The 20039-nt window shown below is 59.0% G+C and carries 13 protein-coding genes; 6 read left to right on the forward strand and 7 right to left on the reverse strand.

Annotation, left to right across the window (positions count from 1 at the left end):
- Positions 1-340: 340 nt before the first annotated feature.
- The 4 genes from OUZ52_RS04060 (at position 341) to OUZ52_RS04075 (ending at position 7402) form a co-directional block, all read left to right on the forward strand.
- Positions 341-2125 carry a DUF1800 domain-containing protein gene (locus tag OUZ52_RS04060; protein ID WP_266157037.1) on the forward strand — a complete coding sequence of 595 codons (1785 nt, stop codon included), beginning with the start codon at positions 341-343 and terminating at the stop codon, positions 2123-2125.
- A gap of 10 nt (positions 2126-2135) precedes the next feature.
- Complete coding sequence (locus OUZ52_RS04065) at positions 2136-3569, forward strand: DUF1501 domain-containing protein (RefSeq protein ID WP_266157038.1); 1434 nt, start codon at positions 2136-2138, stop codon at positions 3567-3569.
- Between the two features lie 525 nt (positions 3570-4094).
- On the forward strand, positions 4095-4286 hold the full coding sequence (locus OUZ52_RS04070) for a DUF6229 family protein (RefSeq protein WP_266157039.1): 192 nt from the start codon (positions 4095-4097) through the stop codon (positions 4284-4286).
- Between the two features lie 248 nt (positions 4287-4534).
- Positions 4535-7402 (forward strand): type 2 lanthipeptide synthetase LanM family protein, encoded by a 2868-nt coding sequence (locus tag OUZ52_RS04075; protein WP_266157040.1) that lies wholly within the window; start codon positions 4535-4537, stop codon positions 7400-7402.
- A gap of 150 nt (positions 7403-7552) precedes the next feature.
- Here OUZ52_RS04075 and OUZ52_RS04080 read toward each other — a convergent pair whose 3' ends face one another.
- Together OUZ52_RS04080 and OUZ52_RS04085 are read right to left on the reverse strand one after the other, a co-directional pair.
- Entirely contained in the window at positions 7553-8575 is a 1023-nt protein-coding gene (locus OUZ52_RS04080) for a lipase family protein (protein ID WP_266157041.1), read from the reverse strand.
- A gap of 222 nt (positions 8576-8797) precedes the next feature.
- The gene (locus OUZ52_RS04085; RefSeq protein ID WP_266157042.1) at positions 8798-10276 is read right to left on the reverse strand and encodes a hypothetical protein; all 1479 of its coding nucleotides are present in this window, start codon (positions 10274-10276) and stop codon (positions 8798-8800) included.
- A 1041-nt stretch (positions 10277-11317) separates the two neighbouring features.
- On the opposite strand from OUZ52_RS04085, the gene OUZ52_RS04090 reads away from it, so the two are divergent.
- Positions 11318-12304, forward strand: a complete 987-nt coding sequence (locus OUZ52_RS04090) for a phytanoyl-CoA dioxygenase family protein (RefSeq protein ID WP_266157043.1) — start codon at positions 11318-11320, stop codon at positions 12302-12304.
- Between the two features lie 196 nt (positions 12305-12500).
- On the opposite strand, the gene OUZ52_RS04095 is transcribed toward OUZ52_RS04090, so the two are convergent.
- The 4 genes from OUZ52_RS04095 to OUZ52_RS04110 all read right to left on the reverse strand — a co-directional run bounded on the left by OUZ52_RS04095 (position 12501) and on the right by OUZ52_RS04110 (position 16539).
- Positions 12501-13436: an MBL fold metallo-hydrolase gene (locus tag OUZ52_RS04095; RefSeq protein WP_266157044.1), complete on the reverse strand. Its 936-nt coding sequence runs from the start codon at positions 13434-13436 to the stop codon at positions 12501-12503.
- 244 nt (positions 13437-13680) lie between these two features.
- Positions 13681-15204 carry a hypothetical protein gene (locus tag OUZ52_RS04100; protein ID WP_266157045.1) on the reverse strand — a complete coding sequence of 508 codons (1524 nt, stop codon included), beginning with the start codon at positions 15202-15204 and terminating at the stop codon, positions 13681-13683.
- A gap of 185 nt (positions 15205-15389) precedes the next feature.
- On the reverse strand, positions 15390-16001 hold the full coding sequence (locus tag OUZ52_RS04105) for a protoglobin domain-containing protein (RefSeq protein ID WP_266157046.1): 612 nt from the start codon (positions 15999-16001) through the stop codon (positions 15390-15392).
- Between the two features lie 193 nt (positions 16002-16194).
- Positions 16195-16539, reverse strand: coding sequence for a carboxymuconolactone decarboxylase family protein (locus tag OUZ52_RS04110; RefSeq protein WP_266157072.1), 345 nt, complete (start codon positions 16537-16539; stop codon positions 16195-16197).
- A 674-nt stretch (positions 16540-17213) separates the two neighbouring features.
- Between OUZ52_RS04110 and pcaD the strand changes: the two genes are divergently transcribed.
- Positions 17214-18020, forward strand: a complete 807-nt coding sequence (pcaD, locus tag OUZ52_RS04115; RefSeq protein WP_266157047.1) for a 3-oxoadipate enol-lactonase — start codon at positions 17214-17216, stop codon at positions 18018-18020.
- 170 nt (positions 18021-18190) lie between these two features.
- On the opposite strand, the gene OUZ52_RS04120 is transcribed toward pcaD, so the two are convergent.
- The gene (locus OUZ52_RS04120) at positions 18191-20011 is read right to left on the reverse strand and encodes an agmatine deiminase family protein (protein ID WP_266157048.1); all 1821 of its coding nucleotides are present in this window, start codon (positions 20009-20011) and stop codon (positions 18191-18193) included.
- Positions 20012-20039: the final 28 nt, after the last annotated feature.

A 20039-nucleotide genomic window follows, 5' to 3' on the forward strand; every position in this document is an offset into this window, starting at 1 on the left:
TCTTGAGTACTTGAGGGGGAGCGGGGTTTCTAGCGCCTGTCGGGTGGTGATTTCGTTATCAGAAGGTCGGCATTACGCATTAGCGCGCTACTAGGATTTTTATCCTGTGATAGCGATCACCTTTTGCCGTGCCGAGATTCATTGCAGCGTTTATATAGCGCTGTCTTCAAAATGTCTTAATAATCCCCGTATCCATAAATCCGTAATTCGCCTCAGCATTTCATAAACGAGTGGCGCATCACAGCGACCGCATCGGCCTTCCATAATCCTTGCGCCCTCAAGCAATGCCGCTCATCGCCATGACGAACGATGAACCTTGGTATGAAGTAGGGGGATACGCATGAAGGCTTTTACCTCGAACTGGCTCCGCATCTCGGTGCTTGCTTTGGTTCTGTGGCCAACGCTTTGCCTGGCGCAGATAGCTGGCCCATACAGTGATGCCGCGGCGGCGCGCTTTCTCGCGCAGGCGACGTTTGGCCCTACCGCGAAGGACATCGCCCACTTGCGACAAGTCGGTTATCAGGCGTGGTTGAACGAGCAGCTGGCCGCGCCGGTGTCGACGCAAAAACCTTATCTCGACTGGGTAGCCGGCTTGCCGAATGTGCCGGACGGCAATAACACCGTCAACGACGATACAAGAATGGAAGCGTGGTGGATCAATGCATTGGGCTTGCCTGATCCCAGTCGGGGCAAGCGTGTGGCGACCGATCAATTACGCCAGCGCGTCGCCTTTGCGCTTTCCGAGATCTTCGTCGTCTCCAGTGCCAATGGCACGCTGGCCTACGAGCCTTATGCTCTGGCGAGCTGGCACGACATGCTCGCAGCCGATGCGTTCGGTAATTACCGCAAGCTGCTCGAAGACGTGACCAAGCATCCGGCGATGGCCACGTATCTCAGCATGCTCGCCAATCAGAAGGCTGACCCGACGCAGAACATTCATCCCGACGAGAACTATGCGCGCGAGGTCATGCAGTTGTTTTCGGTCGGGCTGGTGCAGCTCAATCCCGATGGCAGCCCCAAGCTGGACGCCAGCAACCAACCGATTCCCACCTACGACCAGACCGCCGTGCGCGGCATGGCGGCGGTGTTCACGGGCTGGAACTGGAACAACACAACTTGTGTCACGGGCTCATGGGCATGTTGCGCTGTGGACACCTATACGAATTGCGGCCCGAGCAATACAAACGATCCCGCATGGTGGAGTCCGCTGCAGCCCATTGCCGACTTCCACGACAGCACCTCGGACAAGCAGTTGCTCAATTACCCTGGTGTGGCATTGAGCAATGGGATGCTTGCACATGGCGGTAATGCCCAAGCCGAGCTGACCGCCGCGCTGGACAATATTTTCAATCACCCCAATGTCGGTCCGTTCATCGCACGACGGCTGATCCAGCGCCTGGTGACGAGTAACCCGACGCCGGGCTATGTCCACCACATTGCACAGGTCTTTGCCGACGACGGAAGCAGTGCGCATGTGCGCGGCAATCTGCAAGCTGTGGTGCAGGCGATCCTGCTCGATCCGGAGGCGGTGGTAGGCGCATCTTATGTGCCCAACCCGGATGCTTACGGCAAGTTGCGAGAACCCCTGCTCAAGCTCACGCATTTATGGAGAGCGATGGCGGCTGGGTCGCCAAACGGCCGGGTGGACACGCCTTATCCCGAATGGGAAAGCGACTACGGTGAGGCGCCGCTGCGCTCGCCCAGCGTCTTCAATTTCTTCAAGCCGGATTTCCAGCAACCCGGTGAGCTTCGCCAGCGCGGGCTGTTCGGTCCAGAATTCCAGATCCACACGGCGACGACAGCGGTAAGCATACCCAACGATATCTTTCATCGCATTTTCTGCGACTACGCCACCAGCACGCGCTGCTATTCGTCGAATGGTCCGAACACGATGTCGATCAATGCGGATCGCGACGCAGCACTCGCGCTCAAGAACCCCGCTGGACTGGTTGATCTGTACAACTTGCTGTTCATGTCGGGCCAGATGTCATCCTTTATGCACAGCACTTTGTTGACGCGACTCACTGCGCTGACCGACAACTCCGCAGGCGATCTCGGTCGCCAGCGTGTGCAGCACGCGCTCTATCTAATCATCAATTCACCCGAATATTCAGTGCAGAAATGAGGATGCGGATATGCCTATAAGCCGTCGTGAATTTCTGCGCCGTAGCATGTATGCCACGCTGGGAGGGGTGGGCATGTATTCGGGGTTTGGCAACCTTCGCCTGCTCCAGGCCGCGGCCTTGCATAGCCATTATGCCTTCAACGATTACAAGGCACTGGTATGCGTGTATCTGTATGGCGGTAACGATAGTTTCAACACCATCGTGCCTTACAACAGCACCACCTATGCCACCTATGCGGGCTCGCGCGTCGGCCTCGCATTGGCGCAAGCCGATATCCAGGCGAATAACCTGATTCCCGCCGCGCTGGCGGGCGGTGTGCCCGGTGGACCGCCGAGTGATGGCGCCGCTTATGGCCTGCATCCGGCTATGCCGGAATTGCGCGGTCTGTTCAATGCGGGACATGCCGCTGTCGTCGCCAATGTCGGCTCGCTGCTCTACCCGATCACGCAGCGACAGTTTCAGCAAGGCCTGGTGCAGCCGCCACCGCAATTGTTTTCGCACGACGACCAGACCGCGCAGTGGCAGACCTCGCGTCCGGACGACGCCAATGCCAATGGCTGGGGCGGCAGGATGGCGGATATGTTGTCGTCCGGCAATGCCAATCCGCAGTTCTCGATGAGCATGACTTTGGCTGGCACCAATCTCTTTCAGCGCGGCGCGATGGTGAACCAATACGCGGTCGACCCGGGCGGTGTTCAGGCCATGAGCTATCTCGGTAATGGTCCCGAGTCCTGGGTGGCCGGCGGCACGACGGACGATACGAATGCCTACAATGCGTTGATTCGAGGTCCCTCGCCGAGCAACGCGCTTGAGCGCGCAGTCGCCACATCAAGCAGCAGCGCCATCGATTATTACACCGTGCTTATCGATGCCCTCAGTCAGGCACCGGCACTTACCACGACGTTCCCTGATACGGAGCTGGGCAATCAACTCAATATGGTGGCGCAGCTATTGCAAGTGCGGGCCAAGCTGGGCGTGAACCGTCAGATATTCTTCGTTTCGGCTAGTGGCTACGATACCCACACCGATCAATTAGCGCAGCAGCAGGCTAATCTCTCGCAACTCTCGCAAGCGCTGTCCGCGTTCTATAGCGCGACGGTAACGCTGGGCCTGGACAAGAACGTAACGGCCTTCACCGCATCCGACTTCGGCCGCTCACTTTCGGTCAACAGCGGGGGCACCGATCATGGTTGGGGCGGCCATCACTTCGTGGTCGGCGGCGCGGTTCGCGGTCAGCGTTTTTACGGCACGATGCCCAGCCTGCTGACCACGGCGGCAGGCAATCCGGATGATACCGGTTACGGTCAGATCATTCCGACCACGGCGGTTGATCAATACGCGGCGACGCTGGCGAGCTGGCTCGGTGTAAACGTGAGCGATATCGCCAGCATCTTCCCGAATCTCAGTCGTTTCAATGCCTCGAATTTGCGTATTTTTGGATGAGTTGTGCGTAAGTTGGCGGCGACTCCGCACGCTATCCGGCAGCGCCGCTGAGCTACGTTTCTTGCTGGGACTGAAACGAGGCGACGATCGTCGCCTCGATTCTTTTTGGCAAACGGGTTCACTGAATCCCACACAGATACGAACCCGTTCCGCGATTGGCGGTGGGGTGTATGCCGCCACCTGCGCCGCCTTATAGCAGCGGCGCGAAGCACGGCTGGACAGCGCCATCACGACGGAAGCCATCTGCATCAGTTGCTCAGGGAGCTCACCCATGTCAGAACTTCCAAACAGGTGTGCTGATCTTTGGGTGGCCCGGTTGCGCACACTCATGTGCGCAGGCGTTGGGATGTCTCGGGTTCGGATCAATTTCACAAAATTTTGACTTTTGGCGCTCTCATTGCTGCGCATTCACCCTGGTGCTAATTTTACAGACAGGCCACGAAATGGGGTGAGTGGCCGGAAAGGGGTCCTTTGTCGTTGTCGTTAATAGTTACTCAGCCGAAACTCAACAGTGAGGAGAGTGTTATGAACACGGTATTGGAAGGTGATGCCCTAGTTGCGCAATGGCGTGCGAGTGCGGACGCCGATAGTCCGGCCGGCCCACTATTTATCGGTGGAAGATATGCCAAGGCCGATATTGTCGATTCAGGCGAATCTATTACTACGAATTTTTTGTGTACCTGCGGCACCAGAATTCACGATAACTGCTGTAATTGAGCGTCAGCTCCTGACGATAAGCGTCTACCTTCTTTTGAATCGTCTTATTGCGAGGAATTAAGCCTTTATGCAAGCGTTTTTGAAAGAAGGTTTCGGTAGTGAAAGTTGCTGTCGGCCACTCGCTCGGTTTGCTGTGCGAGCACGGCCGTTAGGCTCGGCTCAACGGATCTGGATCGGCCGAGCCAGCCGGACATCGACGTATGTATCGTCAAAGCGGCGCCACCGTATCTGCAACTCGTAATCCCCAGATGTCCTCATCAGCAGATACTGGCGGTTTTACCGCTACTTTGGGCTGCCTAGTCGAGCCTGGATGGCTTCGACTGGCAGCCCAGCTTCAAGCCCTATCGGGGCTTGGTGCGCGCGAGCGCGAAGCGATTCTCGCGGCGGCACGCACGTCTCTGCTTTCGACCCTACACGGCAAGCTGACCCGGTTGCTCTTGTTGGAGCTCAATGCTGCCCGCGTAACCGGACGGCTGCGGAGTGAAGACGGTCAGCAGCGTTGGCGGGAATTTTGCGCGATCGCCGCCGAGTTGAGCTGGTGGGATGGTTTGGCTGAGCACTACGCCACGCTGTCCACTCGGGTAGCCCGTATGGTCGATAACCGTTGTGCCGCCACACTGCGTTTTGCTCAGCGCTGGGTAACCGACCGGCCTGGCTTGGCCTCACTATGCGGCGGCAAGCCGGGGGAGTTGCTGGAGCTGAGCATCGGCATCGGTGACAGCCACTGCGATGGCCAGTCGGTGCTGCTGCTACGCACCGAAGGTGGTCGCTTGGTCTATAAGCCGCATTCGGTGGCGGTAGATGCCGAGCTGCACGATTTAATCGCCTATTTGGCCATTGGCGGCGCCACGTCATCGATGAAGGTTCCGCGCGTTGTGGCCTATCCAGGGTACGGCTGGGCCGAGTTTGTCGCGCATCGTTACGCGGCCGACGACAGTGAGCTGGACGATTTCTACCAAGGTATCGGCCATTGGTTGGCACTAATGCGCGTGCTAGGCGGCAGTGATCTGCATGCCGAGAATCTCATCGCGATGGGGTCACATCCCGTGGTGGTGGATTGCGAGACTCTTTTCACCCCAAGAATGCCTTCACGTCCGTCAGGATTGGGCCAGGCCGCTGATCAGGCCGCCGAGGTACTCGGAGGGACTGTGCTGGCCATAGGGTTGCTGCCGGCGCGTGGTCAGGCTTTGGGTTGGCGCGGCGTGGATAGTTCCGGTATCGGCATGCTGCGGGGGCAGCAACCCATGCAGCCGCAAGTCATTATTGCCAATGTCGGCACTGACGAGGCCAGCCTTGGTTCCATCATGGTGGAGCCGGCGGCCGCACAGAATCATCCCAGCGAACAACCCGCTTTGGTGCGGTTTTGGCCGCGGGTACTTGAAGCATTTGAGCAGATGACCGCGGGCTTAAAGCATCTTGATGCCGCAGGCCAGCTAGAAGTCCGCCTGCGACGCTTTGCTGATTGCCCGGTACGCGTGGTGCCGCGGGCTACTGAAACCTATGCAGAGATCGGCCGCATGCTGTGGCACCCCATATCTCTGCACGATGAGGGGGCGGCGCGCCAGCGCGCCTTCGGCTTGCTGGCAGAAATGGCCGAACGTACGCCGCTGGCACCCTCCGATGCTGCGGTGATCGGGGCTGAAATTGACGCGCTGATGGTGGGCGACATCCCTTTTTTCAGCGCCTTGCCTGGCCATGGCCGACTTGATGGACCTAGCGGGACGCAGTGGCTTGCTCCTGGCGACCGGATTAAAGAGGCGCTGCAACATTGGCGGACGTCGGATTTGCAACTGGATCGACAAGTCATCCAGGCAGCTCTCGTCAGCGCTTTTATCGGCGAAGGCCTATTACCCAAGCAGGGTTCGCTATGGTCCGCGCGGGCAAGCCAAGGCGATATTGAACGGCGCCGGCGTCGGCAGGCCGCGGCGATCATGCGCCTGATCCTTGCCAACGCCATCCGCGGGGGCGACGGCAGCATCGCCTGGATCGCTCCGATGGTCAGCCCGACGAGTCGTACTACGCAACCGATCAAGCAGGATCTCTACAACGGTATCTCTGGTATCGCGGTGGCGGCGGCGGCCTATCTGCGCGAAACCGATGCCGGGCGCGCCGATCCGGTGGATGGTCTCGATGAGCTGCTCAGTGCGAGCTTGCGCACACTGGATCATGCAGAAGCTAGACGCCTGCGTGACGAAGCCGGCGACATAGAGCTCAGGCCGCGTCTGCCGGGGGGCTATGTTGGCCTGGGCTCGCAGATCTGGACCTGCCTGACGCTGGCTCGCTGGGGCATCGAGCCGGAGCAAATGCTGCAGCGCGCCCGCGCGCTGGCCATCCAGCTTCCCAGGGCCGTTATGGAAGACACCTCTCACGACGTGCTCAGCGGTGTCGCAGGAGCCATTCCGCCATTGCTGGCGCTGGCGGCGGTGTTACCGAACGAAGGCTATTTGAGCATGGCTCGACAGTTCGGTGACCTGCTGTGCGAGCGTGCTCGCTATAAAGATGGCATGGCCTGCTGGGGCAGCGAACCTGGCATGGCGGGTTTAGGCGGTTTCTCGCACGGCACCACCGGCATCGGCTGGGCGTTGCGCAAGCTGGCCCGTGCCAGCGGTGAATTTCGCTATGACGAGTTGGCAGATGCCGCGTTTGCTTACGATGACTCCTTATTCGATGCGCAGCATGGCAATTGGCGAGATCTGCGCACGGCCGAGCAAACCCCTGGTGCCGCGACCTGGTGCAATGGGGCGGTCGGTATCGGATTGGCGCATGTAGACCTCGACCCTCAACTGGCAGATCCATCCACGCGGTTGCTGCTACGTCGCGCCGCGGCGGCGACCTGGCAGTCTGGCCTGGGCCTTGACCATTGCCTCTGCCATGGCGACCTCAGTGTGTGGGAATTATTCGAGCATGCCATCGCCGCGGGCGAGGCGCCGGAAGGCATGAGTAGCGAATACCTGCGGGCTTCGATACTCAGCAGTCTGGAAAGCCATGGCCTAACCTGCGGCATGACCAAAGATATCTTCGTGCCGGGCTTGATGACTGGCGCTGCAGGAGTGGCTTATCAATTGCTGCGCATGCATCCGGCCAGCCAGCTACCATCGGTGCTGACCCTGGCTTGAGCCGTGCTTGGTGGGCCAAGGCTAAGTGTCGGGTTAGCGCAATCTGGCTGCCGAAGTCATCAAGAAGATCCGCGGATGTTTATTCGCGCCATCGGCGAATGGCGGGCAGACCTCACCCCTTATAGACCCCGCCCTTATAGACCCCACCTCTTAACTGCCAGGAGGGGTAGCGATGTCCCCAGGCTGAAGGCCAAGCAGGGTTACATAGGCGGCGATATGCTGATAGGCAGCTTGGTTCATGAAATCGTCTGGGGTAGATAAAATAATCTTGGTATTTACCGCCCCTTTCAACGAAACGCTCTTCTCGGGCTGAGCATAGCCAAGATTGAGGGACTGAACATACTGAACGAATTCACTCACCTGGGCCGGGGTCGGTAGCTGCGGCTCGTATATGTTTAAGATCCGACTAAGCCCGTCATTGCTCCATGCGCAGGGAACTATGTCCATGGTATTGAATACGCGGCGCGTCCTGCTTTCCATATTTTCATTGAAATATTGAGCAAAGGCGCCGTTGCCAGCCGTCGGACCCGCAAATGTATGGCAGTGGAATTCCCTAAAAGGGAATGCATCCTTGAAGTAGACGGCAAGCACGGTAGCAAGAGCTCCGCCCAGGCTATGGCCAATGATATTGAAAATGCGCCCGGTACTGCCGACAAAGTCAGCAAGCAGAGGCGTTGTCCTGCTAAGCACTGACCGCGTTTTTAATATGCCTTCCACGCCATCCCATGCTCCTTGAGATATTTGCACGCCGGACGGGCAGCTTTTGATCAGGCCGCTCAGCTCCTGGAGCGTGGTTATTTCATTATCTTCGTCGGAAATATCGAATTGTGACTTGGGGTTGGTTCCGCTCGTTACTATGCTGATGTCGCCACTGTCATCTTTCAATGCCACCGTTACATTGGCGGAATATCCATCGCTATTATCTGGAATGTAAATCGCCGGACCCCAGACGACACTGAACTTACCCGCGGTCATTTTGGATTTGCTAATCCGGGTCGTGATGTTAATTTTAGTCGCGGATGCGTCTGGATTTTGCATAACGACCCCAGCATCGCTTGTTGTTGCCGAATTAACGATATACGCCAGGGTAAGAGCAGTCTGTAGCTGTGTACTCTGCGATTCCATGATGTTTCCCTCTTGATTAAATAGGGTGCGGATAAACTCGCGCGCCATTGAAGAAACGTGTTCCGCCTTCGTTACTTAAGATCACATATAGAGGATGGATATCATCTTATTCGTCGGTGCCGCTCTTCTGGCCTATCGGCTTCGCCGCCGACGCCGGGGTAGGTGTCGGCGGGTGGATGTCGCTCTGGCGACATGAATCCGCAGGAAGCCAAAGTGGACGATATATTCACTCTCTGCGCTTTCAGTCACGCTGATTTCTGGCAAACAGACTCAGGGCTCGGGACTCGCTAAGGGCGCCCCTGTGTACAGGTTGAAACGTAGACCGGAGTCGGGTTGACGCAAAAGTTGCGGCACCTCTTGATTTGGAGGACCTTCCGCCAGCCACCAAAGCTTTAGCGATTTGAAGGAGAACACCAGATCGAAATCGGTGGCGATAGAGCCTGAGTCCATGGGCCGCGTTCCGCGTCGATCCTGGAACCACTTCATCCAAGCGGTCGAACCCGGTTCGGGCGAACAGATGTTGGAGCCCTTATGGTTTGGTTTGCCATAGTTGTCGCATAACCCATAGCCAGGCGAGACCTTGGTGGGGATGGACGGCAAGAGGAACGAATCCATCTTGTGTGCCGAGACGTTCCACTGCGCCGTGCTGTGGCAGCTCATGCAGGCAGAGTCCGGAAAATTCTTCTTCACGACGCCGTTGATGACGATGTTGTTGCGCGCGCCGTCGTTGGGGCCGGAAAGCCGGCCACCCCAGCCAAGCGTCCGCGTTGCGTAAAAGGGGGCCGACGGATTGATCCAGTTCTCGTGCAGGGTCATGTTGTCTGCGGTGGCCTGGGGATCGTTGCCCCATTGCGCGCCTAGCGGCACCATTTTGTCCCAGATGTCGCCATCGATCCGGCTGTCATAAACCAGCGTCACGAATACCCAGCCGGTATCCGGCGAAGACTGGGAGTCCTTCACGATGATGTCGAACTGGGCCACATAGCCCGGCCACACTTGCGGCTTGTTCGAGTTGCCCGGCGGACCTACGCCAAGATACATATTCCACACCTGAGCGCCCTTCATGGCCTTCCACCAGTCGAGCGGGTCTTTCGCATCTTCGGAAGTGAATATCGCCGCTTTTATGATGAGAGATCCCTCGGTGAATTGAGTGTCGTTGGTGAGCAGGGTGGGCTTGGTGGCAGAGTCTCCCCAGAACTTACGCAGCGTATAGGCCGCGCGTGCGTCGTAGTAGGTCAGGACGTGCGTATTGAATCTGGTGAGAAGATCGGTGCCAGGGAATTGGTCGGGGCCAAAATCGCTTGCCCCGTAGGTGCCTCGAATGGCCTCGCGCAGACTGCCCAGCCATGGCTCGTTGTACCAGCCGGCCTTGGCTGCGTCCCAGGTTTCGTAGTGCATGATGAGCTCGCGGGCGTTCTTGGCGACCGCCGCCTTCAGCGCATTGGCATAGTCGAGAGCGTTATTCGGCGTGATGTTGCCGTTCTTGATGGCTGCTTGCCAAGGCGCGTTGGTCAACGCCGACGGCGCCTGAGTCGGCCACGCGTGATTCAACTTGAACAGCGGGCCCGAATACACCCCAGAGGATGGCACGGAGCCATTATTGTCCTGAAACGGGGTGGCCGCCCTGAGAACTTTATAATCTTGATGGGTGGGCGATTGAAAAGGCGTTTGTGCCGCCCCCACCGGTATGGTGAATGGCGATATTAACAAGAGAAGGCCTAGAAGAAGCCGGCGTTGCCAAATAGTCATTTTATCGGTCCTTGTTCAGCGCTTGGCAGATACAGGCGGTGACATCAACAGTCCACACAGTTACCCCGATAGACCCATACGGGCCGCTGAAATATAACGACAACGCATGCCGCCATGGTCGCCATATGATTACTCGTGCCGAATAAGCGTCATGCTTAGCATTCGTCGACATCCTTCTTTAAAATCGTTATTCGGTTCAGCATAGTCACTATGCAAATATGCGGCGCGCACCCAGGCACCAGCCCTGGTGTCGCGACTCTGGTGGTGCGAATTTTCGTCTTTACGCAACGCTTCGACGTTGATTCGACGACTTGGTCATTTGCTATGGCCAAGAAATGCCGTGATTAAATAAACGCCTTGCAATAGATATCCCTTAGCATGTCGGTCCCTTGTATAGCCTGCGCCGTCAATATGGCGTCAATATGGTTATGAATAATTGGTTTAAACGAATATATGGCTAACTGCTTTTACAAGGTATTAATGGTCGCTACCTGAGTGAGTCGTGCAAATTGACGGTGCGTTCATTGATGGTGCTTATAAGTCATTGGTTGGCATCGCCAACAATCTTAAAGGTGGGTGTGTCAGCAGCACCCCCATCTCGATGGCTAGGGCTGGTGAAAGGCTGCGATGCCGATTATCAACGGGATAAGCCGACTTACATGCTTATGTCGCTACCCTAATCCGAGGCGGAATTAGTAATCCCTCTTGCCCTCTTGAACCATCGATCGTTACGCACGGAAATCGTGCCGAAGACAGCCCTTTGGAATGGAGTACAAACAGGCCCGGCGTATCTTTTGACTGAGCAGGTTTGAAATCGCAGTGGCAGGAGGGCAGCGGACTGCTGCCGAAGTGACCGCACTTGCAGCCTATGATTTAGCGCCCGTGATGCGCATGGATGCAGCCGCGGCAGCTTTCGGCGGAGGACTGTTGACGCTTGCCATGACTTCGGCACCTTTCCTGCTGACACGAAACGCCCCATGATGCCATGCGGCGTCGCCGCGACGCCCGGGCTGGACACTATTTGAGCTAGTAAGGAGCACGATGATCGAGCAGGCGACAAGTCTTGGTATCGATGAGTTGCGCACTTACTGGGCTTGCGCGTGCGCGCCTGGGTCGGCTGCACCACTACCGCAGGATGTGGTGAAGACGTTGCTGGCTGGCTTGCGTCTTAATGTGCTGGAAACTCTGCGCTATCTGCATCAGGAGCGGCCGAGTTATGCGCGATTCGAAGCCTGGGTATGGGAGCGCAATGACGGCGAATTGAACGAGGTCTCGCTGAATCGCTTGCGGCGTGCACTGGCAGGCGAGACCGTCGGCGCCGAAGTCGGTAGTCTCGACGGCGTCGAAGGCCTGAGCACGGACGATCTTGCACACTGGCACGAGCATGGCTACGTCATTCTGCGCAACGCGATCAGCACGGAAGCGGCGGAAATCGCAGAGATGGCCATCTATGATTTTTTAGGGATGGACCGCGACGATCCGGAGTCCTGGTATCGCGAATCGCTGGGTCATTCCATCTGGGTGAAGCTACTGCGGCATCCGGCATTGGTAGCCAATCGTCGCGCGCCACGTATTCATAAGGCCCATGCGCAACTATGGGGGCGCGAGGATCTTTGGGTAACCGTCGACCAGGGTGGATTAAATCCGCCGGAGCGCGAAAACTGGCGGTTTCCCGGACCGCATTTGCACTGGGATGCCACGCTGGCCGAACCGCACTGCTTAGATTTGCAGGGCATTTTGTATCTCGCCGACGTTGCTGAGGACCAAGGGGCATTCTGCTGCGTGCCAGGCTTTCATCGCACTTTGAAACCGTGGCTGGAAAGCATTCCCGCAGGCGTGAATGCGCGTGATCATGCGCAGCGCACCTTGACGATGAAGCCGGTTGCCGCAAAGCGCGGCGACATGATCATCTGGCATCACCTGCTGCCGCATGGCAGCAGTCCGAACCGTGCGCAGCGACCACGCGTCGCGCAGTACATGTCATTGCGACCCACGCGATTTGCCTATACCGAGGAATGGAAGTCTTGATGGCGATGGCTTCGCCAGTGACGGCGCTCAGGTTCACCTAATCAGGTGCTGCGTCAGGTGCGAATAGCCGCCTGATCCCAGTCGCTGCGGAGGGATGCTGCCTGATGATGCGCGGCATAGCCCATGGCCAGTTCAGCGGGCTTGCCGGCAAATGGCCGCTCGTCCTTTGGACCCGGCGGCCACCCATCAAGATGCGCTACACGCCATCGTAGACGAGCCGCGTAAACAGCTCCGGGGTAACGATGAACTTCCCCCACTTGGCGTCGAACGGCGCGGTGGGCTTGGCCGCGACCACCTCGGCTACGGTCATGCCCTGACGCTTGAGTATCGCAACGCGGCTGCGGACGGCGACTAGCATGTCGCGATACTCGAGCAGTTGCTTGCGGTCCGCCACCGCGCCATGCCCTGGGACGATAATCGTTTTGTCGGTCACGAACTTCAGATAGGAGTCGATCGCGGCGATGGTTCCATTGATGCCGCCACCATGCTCATGGTCGATGAACGGATAAATGCCGTTCCAGAACGTGTCGCCCGTCGCCAGCACATCGGCATGCGTGAAATAGACGGAGATGTCGCCGTCGGTGTGGCTGGCCATGAGCGGATGCACCACGATGGACTCGCCATTCATCGTGTACGTCTTGTCCATGGTCAATCGAACTGACGGCACGCCGTCCGCGGCGACGGCGGGGAAGGTGTGGTCCCAATCCGAGACGCGCGATGCCTGGGTGAGATGGCTGACGGTTTGTGGCGTGGCGATGATGGTGGCGCCTGCCTGGTGAAGCCACGCATCGCCGTCTGAGTGATCCCAGTGCCAATGGGTGTTCGCGACGTACTTGACGGGTGCTGGGCCAAGCTTGGCCAGGCTTGCCTGCATGGCCGCCTTGGACAAGCCGATGCCGGCATCGACCAGAAACTTGCCGTCCGCGCCGCTCAGCACCGTGATGTTGCCGCCGGATCCTTCCAGTTCCGACACGTTGGCGCGCAGCGGATGCGTGAGGATGGCGCCTTTGGCAGCCTCGGCATTGACGTGGTCGACAATGCCCTCTTCGCTCAGTGCTGGTGCTGCCCAGGCAGCGATCAGTGCTAGCGAAAGAGTTCGTACCAAGAAATGTGCGGTCTTGCTGGTCGACATGGGTTGCCTCGCTTGTTGATGGGGGTGGGGATAAAAGGGCCCGCGCCCGATCCGCCGGTTCACGGCAGACGGGCAAGGGGAGCTGGCTTTGTGATCGACAAAACCCGCCTGACGGGTCGCGATCTGGTGCTCGGTCGCTTAGGCGATGGCCGGGTTCGCCAAATGCCGAAGGTTGGGAGGTGTCGCTCCCAACCTCGGGCCATCCGCTGTCTGATAGCGGCGCCGTGCGCTTGCGGCAGGGCGATTAATCGATGCGGTAGATGTGATACGCGTTGGAGTCGGCGAAGGTGTCAGTGAAGCTGGTGCCATTGACCAGCGGGATCGTGCGTCCCTCGTTGACCACGGTAACTGTGGTTGCGCCGGAGCTCTTTACCGTGAAGGTGACCGACTGGTTGGCCGGTGGCGGCGTGGCCGGCGTGCCTGAGGCGGCGAAGACGTAGAAGTGGCTGCCGTCGTACTTGGCCATGGCGCTGACGTTGCCGTTCTGGCTTACATAGCCGTCCGCGAATGGCGACAGCAGCACGTTGTTCAAGCTGTTCACCAGCCCGTTGAACGCGGTGATGTTTTCCACCACGTTGTGGATCGTCACGCCCGGGGTCTGCTGGCAGTAGTAATCGGTGGTGGTCGGATCATTGCCATCGATCAGTGTGGTGTAGTCCATGCACGGGCCGCTAAAGTTGTGCTGGAACCACAGCACGCCGCGCGCACCGGCGATCAGGCCATGCATGGCGGCCGCCTTCATGGCCGGCGGCGTGATGCAGTCCGTTCCGCCCGATACGGGGCAGCCCGTCTCCACGTCCACCACCACCGGCTTAGACTGGTGATTAAGCGTATTGGAAAGCTTCTGCAACCGAGTCACGTTGAACGCATAGTTCGCTGGCAGGGCGCGCTGCTCGCGGGTGATCCCAGTAGGGTTCGCACCTGAGCAGATGGCTTCGCTGTTCGGGAAAAAGGCGCAACCGCCCTGGGAATTGGCCTCCAGGTCAGAATCGGTCATCCAGTAGCTGTCCGCCGAAAGGATGTCCGAATAGCCGAGGAACACCGCGGCCTCGGAATCCCACATCCAGAACAGCACGCCTTTGCCGTAGCCCTGATGCTTGGCCATGCTATCGATCGGGTAGCCCGGCGACCCGTAACTGGTCGGCAGGCCCGTGTAGGACCACTTGGACACGGTATAGCCGCAGTCGCTGCCGGCCGGTATGCAGTCGTTGGTGTTGCCGTTCGGGGCGGTCGGGTCCCATCCGTTGGCGGCGGCCCCGTATTGCATATCCGCCTCGTCCCAACCGTCATACGACACCGTTTCCGATCCGCTGTTGGACGTGGTGTCGGGCGCGGAAATATGCATGCCGCCCGCGCGGATCACGTCGTAGTCCGCACGCGGCTGGCTGGGGTCGCCCGCCTTGCCGGCGATGTTCCAGTAGATGTTTTCGCCCATCGCCGCGGCATAGCCCACTTGTGTGGCATCGGCCGGCTGCTCCAGCCATGCGCCCAGCCAGATGTGGTTATCCATCCACGCGCTGCGCGGATCCTTGTTGGCGAAGTACTGCGGGCCACCGTCGATGTCGCGCAACGTGACACCCAGCGGAAGCGCAGCCGTCGCCAACGAAGCCTTGCTGGCGATCTTTGGGATCGGGCCGGTGCCTGTCCCGGATACTTGAAGCCAATGGCTGCGCGGCGCATGAGTTGCGCCCGCTGCTTGGCTGCTATGCGAAACCATCAACGAGAGCATCAGGCAAAGAGGGATCATCTTGTGCTTCATGGCTTTCATTACATTTCCTTGGTGAGTGGGGTAGGGCATGCAATCCACAGCACGAAGCCCGGCACGGCGAAACAGAGCAGGCTGCTTCATTGCTGCAACGGCATCTGAAAGGCTTAGCCATACATCTACCTGCGCGGGTGGCTGCATCGCCGGGCCAAGCGTTCTTCACGGCGCGATGCTTCTTGCGCCGGTTGTTACGATTCTTTGCCGGCAGCCTCGGTGCCCATGTAAGACCCTGCCCAGAGGGCCATCTGGATATGTATCGATTTGCACCAGGCGTTGTGCATGCGGGACACGTCGGCAGCGTCATGGTCATGCGCGGCGAGATACGTGCGCATGCTGCCGTTGAGCACGGCAACGAAAGCAATGATGTCGCCGTAAGGCACGTAGGGAGTCGAGCTGACGCCGTCCGTCTGGTTCTTTTTCAGGCGAGTGTGTCTGAGCGCGATTTCATGCTGGTAATTGAGCCAGTCCTGGTCGTATGGGCGCAGGCACGTATCGCGGATCCATTGCTGAAACCGCTGATTGCTCCGCGCCAGATAGTCCGGGGCTGGCGTTCCATCCAGGTTGCGCGAGTGCCTGGCCAGGTGTGGGATGCCCGCGATGATGTTGGCCCGCCAGTGATTCACGATGGTCTCGACCTGGGCTTGGAGTACATCACCCGCCATGCGCAGGAAGTGCTCGTCCTCTTTCGTGAATCCTGTTGATACCTTGAGTCGCTCAAGATCAGCGAGCGTGGAGGGGGAGGGCGCAACCTCAGCTGTTCCGTACGTATATCCCGGGATGTTGATCGCAGGGCTGTTCATGGGTGTCTCGGTGAGGGAGGGCTTGGCGGCTCGATACGTTCGGGTCAGGCGGTATCCACATGCTTGCGTCGACGCCTGGCGGGCGTCGCCTCCCGCCAGGTGTGCGATACATGCTTCTATGCGTGGACTTCTATGCGTGGAGCCTTGCTGTGCTACGCGTGGGACGAGTTAGGTCGGGCTAGCGGATGGCTGATCAGGCCGGCGCGCCGTACTGACTAACGGCGTCCATGACGCGTGCGGAATACACCAGGGCGGCACCTGCGTTCAGTGCGATGGCCACACCAAGCGCTTCGGCGATTTCCTCACGGGTTGCGCCATGTTTGAGGGCTTCGCCGGTGTGAACGGTGATGCATCCATCGCAGCGACTGGTGACCGATACCGCCAGGGCGATGAGTTCACGCGTTTTCGCGTCCAGCTTGCCGGTTTTGTTGCCAGCCTTGGACAGGGTCTGATAACCGCCAAGCGTGTCAGGGCTCAGCTTGCCAATTTCCCCGATGCGGCTCATCAGTTCAGTACGGTATTCAGGCCAATTCATCATGAGAGTTCTCCTTAAAATGGTGATGTGTGTTTTCCCGCCGGACAGCACGGGTCGGGTCTGCAGGTGGATCGAAAGACATGCATGAGCTTCAGGCGCAATGGCATGGCCGCCGCGACTGTTCAAGGCGACCAGCCCGTAAGCTCGACTGAGGCGCGGTCGATGGAGTGGGGGCGTGTTTATCTCTTGCCGTTGCTCGCGAGGTGCTGTGCATGCGCAAGGCTGGCAGTCATGCACCACTAGCCCGTTTCTTGTTCACGGCATTCTTCCCTGCGCCTGCATGGCGTTTCCCCGCGGCACGCTTACTTGATGGAGGCCCGGCACCGGATCATTGCGTGCGTGCTTTCTCCATTCGGTCATCGAATGGTTTTCGCGCCCCGTGCCGCGCTGGCTTTATCGAGCGTCTTCTACCGTGCCATCGAGTAGTTCGAGCAAATGACGTCATTGGGTATCGAGTCCAGGGACCATGTGGACATATATATAAGCACTTATGTAAGCTGTCAAGCGCTGCTGATGAGAGGGGCGGCATGGCTGCATGGACGGCTAAACATCAGTGACAAGGGGCGCTGCTTTCTTGTGGCCGCACTGTAAAAAGCATTCCGCTCACCCAGCAGGGCGCACGCCCCTTTCTCACTTACTCGGTTCCAGCCCACCCCATCCCCAAGGAGCAAAGCAACATGATTGACACGACCTTCATCACCACTGGCGACGGATGCCGCCTCGCCTATCGCCTCGACGGCGACGACACCAAGCCCGCGCTCGTCCTGTCGAACTCCATCGGCACAACGCTACATATGTGGGATGGCCAGATAGCCGCGCTGACCGAACACTTTCGCGTACTACGCTACGACGCCCGTGGCCATGGCGAATCGGATGCTCCTGCCGGGGCCTACTCGATGGACCGGTTGGGTCGCGACGTCATCGAGTTGCTCGATGCGCTCGGCATAGCGCGCGCGCACTACCTTGGCTTGTCGCTCGGCGGCCTGGTGGGACAATGGCTGGGCATCCATGCGCCGGATCGCATCGATCAACTGATCTTGAGCAATACGTCCGCCCATCTGGGGCCCGTCAACGAGTTCGATGCACGCATCGCCGCAGTGCAGACATCGCCCGACATGGCCGCCGTGGCGCAGGCCTTCCTGGCCAACTGGTTCCCGGCCCACATGTTTGAAGCAAAGCATCCCGCGATTGAGCCATTCCGCGACATGCTGCTTTCCACCACGCCACGGGGTTTGGCAGGCTCCTACGCTGCGGTGCGCGACAACGACATGCGGCGAACGATTGCGCTGATCCATCGCCCCACCTTGGTAATTGCGGGCAGCAACGACACCGTTACGCTTGTAAGCCACGGCGAGCACATTGCCGCGACCGTGCCGGGTGCGCGCTTGGTGATCCTGCCGGCCGTCCATTTGCCCAACATTGAGCACCCGGAGCTGTACATGCGCACGGTGCTGGATTTCCTGCTGGAAGGCGAAGCCGCCTGAGGAACAAGGCAAAGCCAGATTCGCTTCGGGTCGTCGACGAGCGAATCTGGCTTTATGTCTGGCTACTTATCGACGCAGCGACAGGGAGGTGGGCATGAAGATACCCGGCAGGGCTGATGCTTTAGCTGCCTGATCGGTGCAGAAAGTGCTGGGTTATTACACGCCCTACATCAGCTGATTTGCTGCTGTGTCGCGCAATGTATTGTGCCGCCGCCGTTGGCAATGCCGTCCGTGGTTATCTGAATGACGTAACGTTCGGGGTAGATGGCCTGGACGATCTGAAACGCGAGTAGATCATTCGCCGGATCGCCGAACTGCGACATGACTACGCAGCGGTTCGCTTCATAGTAGCCAATGTAGCCGGCGGCGAAGGTGATTTCGAAGCTTTGCCGGTATGTCACCAGCGCGTTGTTAATGCCTGTTGATCGCACATTGACCGTCGACTTGACCTTGCTGAGGTCCGGCGTCGGCAGCAGCACGATGTTGATCTGATCGCGTTGCCGCAAGAGCGCGGCGAGATCGCTGATGGGAATCTGATGGATGGTCAGCGAGCCTAATGTGACTACGGCCGTGGGTGCCCCTGCGGGCATCGGCTGCCATACCTTGACCACCGGTACGGCCGAGCCGAAATAGCTCAGATTTTCTTGAGCCGTCGTCTGCGGCGCCGCGCCGCCCGGCAGGCCGGCCAGCAAGGCAGACAAGTTCAGGGCATCAACCGATGTCGGCTGGCGGTCATTGTCGTTGACCTTGCCGCCATCCCATGTGGCCAGGATCATCGTCGCAAAGGCAGATGCTTCGGCCGATGGGAAGCGCATGTAAAAGTCGGCGTGGCCATCGGTAATTTCGGACCCCCTGACACCGGGAATCCAATACACCTTGCGAGCGCCGAGCAGGCGATTGAACTCGCCCTCTATCTCTGCAGTGGTCTTGGATGGGTTGCGGTTGTTGTTGATCACGCAGCTCTTGGCGACGATGGCCAGCCCGTTGCCACTCAATTCCACGCCGCCGCCTTCCATCGTAAGCCACGTGGACATCGGGGCAGCACCGGTGCGCTCGATGATCGAGCGCGCAACGTCCATATCGCCATCGATGACCTGGAACTCAACGCCCCCCAGGCCGTTGCTTGTATTGAAGGGTCCCATCTTGACGGTGTCGTATCGAAACAGCGGAGCCAGGCCGGTGGCCTGACGAAGACCGTTGAGGTTGTTGGCCGACGGCGCCAGCCCATCATTGTTCGGGCCAAAGCCCTGGCCCCAGCCGTTGAAATTGAAGTTGATACCGTAGGTCCGGCCATCCGAGCCCTTGGCGAAGACGGGCGCGGTATCCCGCACCCACAGGTCATTGATCGGCTGCCGTGCAAAGCTGACCCGATCCGATCGAATGGCAGGCAACGGCTTGCCGGCATCCGGCCCGGTCGTAGGGGCGGCGACCAGGATTTGTCCGCCAGGCACGCCGTTGGCCGTTGTCTGATAAGGCGACTGTGTTGTCGAAGCGCTGATCGGCGCTGAGGTGAGCTGGATCGTGTTCTTTTCGCCGACACCGGCAACTATGCGGGCCACATGTGCGTTCGCATCGAGCAGATCCTGATCGCCACGGTTGAGGTTTACGCTTCTGCGCGTGTCGACAAGCATGTTGACTAACTCGAAGCGCGACAGCTGGGTCGCGATACGAATAAGGTCTTCGCGCGCCATGGCTCGGCTTAAAGGCAGGTCGGTGGAGCCGTTCCGGTTAGCGGCCACCATGCTGGCATCGTCACCCCAGGCGGACACCGTGGCACCAAACGCCATCCAGGTCGCCGTGTGCTGCGCACCTTCGCTGGGCACTTTGAGGGTCACGGACGTAGGCTTTCCCGAATTCGCGGGCGTGTTGCCGCCCGCGGCGGCGTCTTCGCCACCGGCGTCATCCCCGCCGCACCCTGACAAGGGCGCGACCAAGAGAAAAGCACCGGCAGCCATCGAGGCCTCAATAAACTTGCGTCTCGTCAATTTCATGATGGTTGCATCAGGTAAAACGTTAGCG

Origin of the sequence: Dyella silvatica (assembly GCF_026283955.1) — a bacterium.
GTDB lineage: Bacteria > Pseudomonadota > Gammaproteobacteria > Xanthomonadales > Rhodanobacteraceae > Dyella_C > Dyella_C silvatica.

Bases quoted from the DNA above. Each gene is read 5' to 3' on its own strand.
- OUZ52_RS04060 (WP_266157037.1), top strand. From the start codon at position 341: ATGAAGGCTTTTACCTCGAACTGGCTCCGCATCTCGGTGCTTGCTTTG.
- OUZ52_RS04065 (WP_266157038.1), top strand. From the start codon at position 2,136: ATGCCTATAAGCCGTCGTGAATTTCTGCGCCGTAGCATGTATGCCACG.
- OUZ52_RS04070 (WP_266157039.1), top strand. From the start codon at position 4,095: ATGAACACGGTATTGGAAGGTGATGCCCTAGTTGCGCAATGGCGTGCG.
- OUZ52_RS04075 (WP_266157040.1), top strand. From the start codon at position 4,535: ATGTCCTCATCAGCAGATACTGGCGGTTTTACCGCTACTTTGGGCTGC.
- OUZ52_RS04080 (WP_266157041.1), bottom strand. From the start codon at position 8,575: ATGGCGCGCGAGTTTATCCGCACCCTATTTAATCAAGAGGGAAACATC.
- OUZ52_RS04085 (WP_266157042.1), bottom strand. From the start codon at position 10,276: ATGACTATTTGGCAACGCCGGCTTCTTCTAGGCCTTCTCTTGTTAATA.
- OUZ52_RS04090 (WP_266157043.1), top strand. From the start codon at position 11,318: ATGATCGAGCAGGCGACAAGTCTTGGTATCGATGAGTTGCGCACTTAC.
- OUZ52_RS04095 (WP_266157044.1), bottom strand. From the start codon at position 13,436: ATGTCGACCAGCAAGACCGCACATTTCTTGGTACGAACTCTTTCGCTA.
- OUZ52_RS04100 (WP_266157045.1), bottom strand. From the start codon at position 15,204: ATGAAAGCCATGAAGCACAAGATGATCCCTCTTTGCCTGATGCTCTCG.
- OUZ52_RS04105 (WP_266157046.1), bottom strand. From the start codon at position 16,001: ATGAACAGCCCTGCGATCAACATCCCGGGATATACGTACGGAACAGCT.
- OUZ52_RS04110 (WP_266157072.1), bottom strand. From the start codon at position 16,539: ATGATGAATTGGCCTGAATACCGTACTGAACTGATGAGCCGCATCGGG.
- pcaD (WP_266157047.1), top strand. From the start codon at position 17,214: ATGATTGACACGACCTTCATCACCACTGGCGACGGATGCCGCCTCGCC.
- OUZ52_RS04120 (WP_266157048.1), bottom strand. From the start codon at position 20,011: ATGAAATTGACGAGACGCAAGTTTATTGAGGCCTCGATGGCTGCCGGT.